A 6,396-nucleotide genomic window follows, 5' to 3' on the forward strand; every position below is an offset into this window, starting at 1 on the left:
ATCAATGAGAAAGATAGTTGTGGCGAGCCATTCCCTTCTCGCCCAGGGCTTCAAGGACACCCTCGAGTTCCTTACGGGTAAGAGCGACGTCGTCAACGCCGTGTGCGCCTACGTGAACGACAACGGCGAGGGGCTCGACGCGGCGGTCGAGGCGGCGCTTTCGGGCACTGACGAGGTCGTCGTCCTCACCGACGCGCTCGGCGGCAGCGTGAACCAGCGCTTCTCCCGCTTCGCCTCCGACCGGATCCACGTGATCGCGGGTGTCAACCTCCCGCTCGCCATGACGGTCGCGCTCGCGCGCCCCGACGAGAAACTCGACTTCGACGCCCTCGTCGACGAGGCGCGCCAGCAGATCGTCTACGTGAACGGTGCCAGTTCCGCCGAGTGCGAAGACGACGAATAGAGGAGGTCGACGATGAGAGAGTTCCTTAAGGACGTGTGGATGCACGGCGGTGAGGAAAGCCGCGCCATCACCCCCGAGAACATCACGGGCGAGAAGGGCCGCGCCGCCATGTCGGCCAGCCACCTCGGCGTCGGCCGCAAGGGCTCGTGCTGCGTGCCCCTTGAGTCCGGCGAGACCATCACGCTCGCGGACATCGAGGGCCCCGGCATCATCCGCCACATCTGGATGACCGTCCCCGACAAGACCGCCGCCGGCAGCTTCGTCATGCGCGACCTCGTGCTGCGCTTCTACTGGGACGACGAGGAGACCCCCTCGGTCGAGTGCCCTGTCGGCGACTTCTTCTGCAACGGCTTCGGTGAGCGCGCCATCGTCAACTCGATGCCCATCTGCGTGAACCCGACGGGCGGCATGAACTGCTACTTCGAGATGCCTTTCAGGAAGCACGCCAAGGTCACGCTTACGAGCGAGCACCCCGGGTTCATTAAGTACATCTTCTACACGTTCAACTACGCGCTCACCGACGTGCCGGACGACGCCATGTACTTCCACGCCCGTTTTAACCGCGAGCGCAGCACCCGCAGGGGCGTCGACTACACCGTGCTCGACGGCGTGCGCGGTAAGGGCTACTACGCCGGCACCTACATGGCCCTGTGCGCCTTGGAGCGCTATTGGTGGGGCGAGGGCGAGATGAAGTTCTTCCTCGACGGCGACGAGGAGTTCCCCACGGTCACCTCGACGGGAGCCGAGGACTACTTCGGCGGTGCCTGGGCCTTCCTCGACAGGCCGCCCCACGCGCTGCCCGAGGCGCAGTGCTTCAACACGCTGTTCGCCGGCTACCCGTACCGCTCGACGCGCGACGCCACGCGCGACCGCTTCAGCGCGGGCAAGCCGAACCCGAACCCGATGCTCGCGACCAACGACGACGCGCTGCCCAGGCACGGCCTCTACAGGTGGCACCTTCCCGACCCGATCTCGTTCAAGGAGGACCTGCGCGTGACGTTCCAGGACCTCGGCAACGACGACATCAAGCTCTACGAGCGCGAGGACGACATCTCCACCGTCGCCTACTGGTACCAAAGCGAGCCGCACGCCGTGCTCGCCCCGTTTGCCGCAAGGCAGGACCGCGTGCCCAGGTAGGGTCGCCTCGAAACAAGCCAACGTTATGGGCGCCCGCGGTTGACCATGACTGCGGGCGTCCCTTTGTAAGGAGGACCACATGAGCGAAAAGCAAATGAGGCTCGGCGCCCTCGAGGCCGGCGGGACCAAGATGGTCTGTGCCGTGGTGTCCGGCGACGGCGAGGTTCTCGACCGTATGGAGACCCCGACGCTTACGCCCGCCGAGACCGTCCCGCAAATGGTCGAGTGGTTCACCGCCCGCGATGTGGACGCGTTGGGCATCGGCGCCTTTGGCCCGACCTGCGTCGACCCCAAAGATGGGCGCTACGGTTCCATCCTCCAGACGCCCAAGCTCGCGTGGCGAGGCTATGGTCTTCGCGCCGCGTTCGCCGACGCCCTCGGGATTCCGGTGACCTACGACACGGACGTGAACGTTGCCTGCCTCGGCGAAGTGGTCTTCGGCTGCTGCAAGGGGCTCGAGGACGCCGTCTACGTGACCATCGGCACCGGCGTGGGCGCGGGCGTCATGTGCGCGGGCAGGCTCCTTCACGGCATGCTGCACCCCGAGGCCGGCCACATGCTGGTAAAGACCCGTCCCACCGAGGAGGGACGCTGCGTCTGCCCGAGCCACGCGAGCTGTCTCGAGGGCCTCGCCTCCGGCCCCGCCATCGCCGCGCGCTGGGGAAAGCCCGCGGCCGAGCTCGCGGACAACGCTGAGGTGTGGGCGCTCGAGGGGGATTATCTGGGGCAGATGTGCGCGAACCTCGTGCTCATGTACTCGCCTCGCCGCATCGTCCTCGGCGGCGGCGTGATGCACCAGGAGCAGCTCTACGGCATCGTCCGCAAGAAGACCCTCGAATATCTGGGTGGCTACATCCAGACCGCCGAGCTTAAGGACATAGAGAGCTACATCTGCGCCCCGGGCTGCGGCGGCGACCAAGGAATCCTCGGCGCGGTCGAGCTGGCAAGAAGGGCGCTCGCGTAGCTTGCGCTCTCTCCGCCATACAACGCGTTAAGAAAAGACGAGCGCTTCTTGCCAATTGGGCGGCAAGAAGCGCTCGTCTTTTGCATTTGTTTTTGGGCAGGACGCCCCGCCTCCGCTAGAGTCCCTGGACCGCCACACCCACGAGGTTTGGACCGGTGTGGACAAGAAGCGCGGGGCTGATGTCGGAGCGGACGATCTCCACCGCATTGGCCACGCGCTCGCGCAGGGCCTGCTCCATGCGGTCGTAGAGGTCGGCGTAGGCCGAGGTGCAGCTCACGGCAAAGTGCTTCTCGGCGATGGCGGCGACGAGCTTGACCTCGGTGCGATGGCGGTACTTGCACAGCCATTTCGTGTGCGCGAGGCTGTTGGCTTTCTGGGCCACAGCAATCACCTTCCCCCTAGCATGATGACCTGAACAATCCTCATGCTAGGGGGAAGGTTTTTGTCGCGTAGCGGAAATTGGCCTCCACCCGCTGATCGGGTGGCTTTCTATGCCGCGCGGCACGGACTAAAGTCCATGAATAAAAACGAGGAAGGCCACGTCCGGCCTCCCTCGCGTGTCCTTGCACGCCCAATATGTGCCGTAAAAGCCGTCTTCTTCAACGTCAAAGTGAGCGCGCTTCATTTTTGCCACTCAAAATCTTATTTTCACGATTTGCATTTTCATCCCGTTGTCACTGACCCTTGCGAGAAACCGGAAAAAGCCGCTGACAGAAGGGTCTCTCAAATCGTTGTAACCCAGCATATAGCCGCGACTTGTGACCTGCAGACGTCTGTCCCACGTGCCGATTTCCTTGGCGGCATCCGAAACCGCAAAATATGCCCCCACATCCCTGATTTTTGCAGTCTTAAGCCATGTTTTTGCGATCATCTTTACTGCCGTCCGATTGGCAGCATCAAAGACCAGCACACTACCGGGGAAAGCATCCGCCATCCCCCGCACCAGTTCCCGGACCTGCTGGGTCAGAAAGTAATAGAACACCCCGGAGGCAAAGAACACCGCCCCGCCGGAGGCATCAATTTTGCCAAACCATGCGGTGTCTTTCAGATCGCAGGGGATATTTTGTTCTCGATCCCCGGCGGGCAGTAGCTGCTGCCGCAAGGCAATCACATCCGGGAAGTCCAGATTGTAGATCTTGCATCTACCGTTGTCGCAGGTTCTGCCGGTGTTGTCCAGCCCACAGCCCAGATTGACCACCGCTGCATTGGGGTGGCCTTTCAGGTAATCCCGCACCTCGAAAGCAAGATCACTCTGCCGTGTGGCCACCTCCAGCGCACCAAAGCGCTGCATCAGGCTACGGGAGTTTTTCTCTGCCTCTGAAAAGTCGTAGTCGATTTGGTCGAGCAGACGAACCGCTGTTTCATCCCTATAAAGGTTCGGGTACAGCTCCGTACACAGCTTTCGGGAATACAGTGGGAGGATCAGTGTCTCCTGCACGGTGTTTTTCTCAATTTTACATTTCATAGGTTTCTTCCTCAGTGAATAAAAACTGTCATAATTGCCGCCAGCACAGCCGCTATGACCGTCATGCCTATCGCCATGTGCAGGATGGATGCAAAAATGCCCGTGCTTGATGCCCTTACTTCCGCGCCGTGACGCAGAGCCACCTTTTCTTTTTGTGTACCTGCACCTCGTGAAAACCCGCCTGCTCCAGACACGTCTTTAATTCAATGTCCTTGTAGATGGTCATGCCGCCGATGATCTGCGTCCACCTCTCGTCCTTGTCCGTATCGCCATTGCTCTCGTTGCAGATAAGAATTGTCCCGCCTGGCTTCAGCGTCCGCCAGACCTCACGGAAGCATCGGGGCAAATCAGGCCAAAAATAGACGGTCTCAAAGGCCGTGGCGGCATCGAAGTAGCTATCCTCAAACACCATATCCGCCACACTGCCTTGCAGAACGGCGCAACGTCCCTCCTGAATTGCAATTCGGTTGAGCTTTCTAGCCTTCTCCACGCTGACGGGTGAATAGTCGATGCCCTTGACGACGCCATGCGGGCATTTTTTCAGCAGCCGTTTTATGTTTGCCCCGCCGCCGCAGCCGCAATCCAGCACCTTGGCGTTTGGCGTAAGTCGTAGAAATCGAAGTCCCCACCGCGCCACAGGGCTGTGGCCCAGATTCATCATGGCAACCATAAGTTTGCCGCCGAGTCCCACGGGCTTGCGGGTGTTTTCAAAGAACGACATCTGGACCCTCCGATTTCGTGCATTCCGCATAGGTCAACGGGAACGAGGCCTTCAGCACCGCGCTTTTCTGCACCGCCCAGCCGTTTTGACGCAGGAAACGTAGGTATTCCTCGCTTGTCCACCTGCTGTGGAGGGGGAATCCCGCCATACTCATGAAAAAGGCTTTTGCCTTACCGGAAACCGAGTTGTCCGCGTGGGTGAAGGTTGGCGCGATGAGTACGCCGTCGTCCTTCAGCACCCGCCTGATTTCTTGCGGGGCCTTTTCCGGATGCGGCACTATGTGAAGCGCGTTGGACGCGATCACCACTTCGAAGGACTTCTGTGCATAGGGCAGGCGGAACATATCTTGAACGGAAAAGTGCAGCTTTGCGGATTGATTGTCCCGCTTTGCTTCAAGGATCATCTGTGCAGAAGCGTCCGTAGCCTCGATGTGCGCCGCTACATTCACGATGCTCTTTGCGATAAGCCCCGTGCCGGTGGCAACCTCCAGCACGGTTTTTGCTTTCACCACCGGCCTGATCAGCTCATACATCTTCTCATACGCCGCCCGGTCCTTTCGCATGAAACGGTCGTACCGACTGGCATTCTTGTCCCAGAAGCCCTTGCGTTCGTGCATGGCCATCGCCCCCAAACAGTTAGAGCCATCTAACTATAGCACACGAATCATACAGTAAGTTAAGGCTAACCTTTTTTCTTGGCTAAGATGCATCTCTTCGGTTTTCGCTTATAACAGCGCGAGTCAGATACTAGGCTGGAGCTGAAGAAGGAGCTTGGCGGGCAGGTAGGTCGATACCGGTTCCCGGAACGGTGATCCAGCCAATTACACCAGGGCTCTAGTCATTGAGTGGGAATAGAAAATTCCTTAGTTATGGGGGTATAAATTTGATTCCCTTTAGGATACACCCCCATAACTATATGAATTGACCTGCTGACTCCAATGAAGATTGGAGGGTAACTGCCAGGGGTGACGGCCCAGCGAGTGTTATTTTGCGAGCTATGCGCATTGAAAGTGACCTTTCGTGGTATAAACTACTTGCCGGAAGCCGCGGCTTTCAGAGTACGGCTTACGTGTACGTTTAACCTCCGTGGGCGACGGGGTGCCGCAAGGCGTAGAATATCGCCCACCTGTAGGGGCCTGCAGCGATGCGGGCCCCGCTTCGTATGAAGGGGGCGTAACCGATGAAGATCGTATCCATCTCCCAGGACTTCTTCGACCTCGTCGAGGGCGACCGCGAGCTCATGCTTAAGCACAATCGCCCCTGCATCGTGGTGGTGAGGCTGCGTTTCCGCGGGAAGCGCAGGGACTTCGCCGTGCCGCTGCGTTCCAACATCGCCCCTAACGTGCCCAAAGACCAGTACTTTGCGTTACCACCCCGCCCCACGACGCGCCCCGGCTCAATCCCGAGCCATGCGGAACCGCTTCACATTTTTGAACGCCGCTCGCCCCAAATGCTCGAGAAACAGGCCATGAGGTGCGGCGGCGCGCTCGTGCCCGCGCGCAGCCATCTCCATCAGCGTCTACGGTGCGCTACAACATCACGGGCAAACCGCCTGACAAGCCGAGCATTCTGATCGTTCCGTCTATGGGCTACGTTGCCGTGCGAGCCACGCCGGTGTGCGGGGCCTGAGTCGTCAGGCCCCGCACAGGGGGACCGCGATGGTGGCCACCGCGCCGCCCGAGGGGCTGTTGGCGAGCGAGACGGAGC

The 6,396-nt window shown here is 60.3% G+C and carries 8 protein-coding genes; 4 read left to right on the forward strand and 4 right to left on the reverse strand.

Going from position 1 to position 6,396, the window contains the following annotated elements:
- The first annotated feature begins 4 nt into the window (after window positions 1-4).
- From FGQ67_RS09260 to FGQ67_RS09270, 3 genes are all read left to right on the forward strand, one after another.
- Window positions 5-403 carry a PTS sugar transporter subunit IIA gene (locus FGQ67_RS09260; RefSeq protein WP_138341598.1) on the forward strand — a complete coding sequence of 133 codons (399 nt, stop codon included), beginning with the start codon at window positions 5-7 and terminating at the stop codon, window positions 401-403.
- Window positions 404-415: 12 nt separating this feature from the next.
- Complete coding sequence (locus FGQ67_RS09265; protein ID WP_171025291.1) at window positions 416-1,540, forward strand: glycoside hydrolase family 172 protein; 1,125 nt, start codon at window positions 416-418, stop codon at window positions 1,538-1,540.
- Window positions 1,541-1,619: 79 nt separating this feature from the next.
- Window positions 1,620-2,504, forward strand: a complete 885-nt coding sequence (locus tag FGQ67_RS09270; protein WP_212746031.1) for an ROK family protein — start codon at window positions 1,620-1,622, stop codon at window positions 2,502-2,504.
- A 115-nt stretch (window positions 2,505-2,619) separates the two neighbouring features.
- On the opposite strand, the gene FGQ67_RS09275 is transcribed toward FGQ67_RS09270, so the two are convergent.
- The 4 genes from FGQ67_RS09275 to FGQ67_RS09290 all read right to left on the reverse strand — a co-directional run bounded on the left by FGQ67_RS09275 (window position 2,620) and on the right by FGQ67_RS09290 (window position 5,306).
- Window positions 2,620-2,886, reverse strand: coding sequence for a DegV family protein (locus FGQ67_RS09275; RefSeq protein ID WP_138341599.1), 267 nt, complete (start codon window positions 2,884-2,886; stop codon window positions 2,620-2,622).
- 252 nt (window positions 2,887-3,138) lie between these two features.
- Complete coding sequence (locus tag FGQ67_RS09280; RefSeq protein ID WP_138341601.1) at window positions 3,139-3,969, reverse strand: class I SAM-dependent methyltransferase; 831 nt, start codon at window positions 3,967-3,969, stop codon at window positions 3,139-3,141.
- A gap of 115 nt (window positions 3,970-4,084) precedes the next feature.
- On the reverse strand, window positions 4,085-4,690 hold the full coding sequence (locus FGQ67_RS09285; RefSeq protein ID WP_138341603.1) for a class I SAM-dependent methyltransferase: 606 nt from the start codon (window positions 4,688-4,690) through the stop codon (window positions 4,085-4,087).
- The gene (locus FGQ67_RS09290; RefSeq protein ID WP_138341605.1) at window positions 4,677-5,306 is read right to left on the reverse strand and encodes a class I SAM-dependent methyltransferase; all 630 of its coding nucleotides are present in this window, start codon (window positions 5,304-5,306) and stop codon (window positions 4,677-4,679) included. Before FGQ67_RS09290 ends, FGQ67_RS09285 begins: the two co-directional genes overlap by 14 nt.
- A gap of 563 nt (window positions 5,307-5,869) precedes the next feature.
- Between FGQ67_RS09290 and FGQ67_RS09295 the strand changes: the two genes are divergently transcribed.
- Window positions 5,870-6,262 carry a hypothetical protein gene (locus tag FGQ67_RS09295; RefSeq protein WP_138341607.1) on the forward strand — a complete coding sequence of 131 codons (393 nt, stop codon included), beginning with the start codon at window positions 5,870-5,872 and terminating at the stop codon, window positions 6,260-6,262.
- Window positions 6,263-6,396: the final 134 nt, after the last annotated feature.

Source organism: Collinsella aerofaciens (assembly GCF_005845035.1).
Classification (GTDB): domain Bacteria; phylum Actinomycetota; class Coriobacteriia; order Coriobacteriales; family Coriobacteriaceae; genus Collinsella; species Collinsella aerofaciens_I.